Here is a 571-nt window from a genome sequence, read left to right on the forward strand (position 1 = left end):
GCCGGTGTCGTTCGCCGTGATGGTGGGTCTGGCGCGGGTGTGGGGTTCGCTGGGTGTGGTGCCGGACGCGGTGGTGGGTCACTCGCAGGGCGAGATCGCGGCGGCGCATGTCGCGGGGATCCTGTCGCTGGAGGACGCCGCTGCCGTGGTGGCGCTGCGTTCGCAGGCGATCGCGCGGGGTCTGGCGGGTCGTGGCGGCATGGTGTCCGTCGCGCTGCCGGCCGCCGAGGTGGTGGGCGGTCTGCCGGCCGGTGTGGAGGTGGCGGCGGTGAACGGGCCGTCGTCGGTGGTGGTGGCCGGTGACCCGGTGGGGCTGGACACGCTGGTGGCGGGCTTCGAGGAGCAGGGTGTGCGGGTGCGCCGGGTGCCGGTGGACTACGCCTCCCACACGTCCCACGTCGAGTCGATCGAGGAGGAACTCGCCGGGTTGCTGGCCGCGGTGAGGCCCCGGCCCGCCGCGATCCCGTTCCTGTCGACGGTGGAGGGCCGGTGGTTGGAGGGTCCTGAGCTGGACGGCGGGTACTGGTACCGCAACCTGCGGCAGACCGTGCGCTTCGCCGAGGCGGTGGAC

The 571-nt window shown here is 73.9% G+C and carries 1 protein-coding gene; it reads left to right on the forward strand.

Annotation, left to right across the window (positions count from 1 at the left end; genetic code table 11):
- A partial coding sequence (locus PUR56_RS16435; RefSeq protein WP_329949481.1) for an acyltransferase domain-containing protein occupies positions 1-571 on the forward strand: 571 nt, incomplete at both ends.

This window comes from Streptomyces sp. BE303 (assembly GCF_036290945.1).
Lineage (GTDB): Bacteria > Actinomycetota > Actinomycetes > Streptomycetales > Streptomycetaceae > Kitasatospora.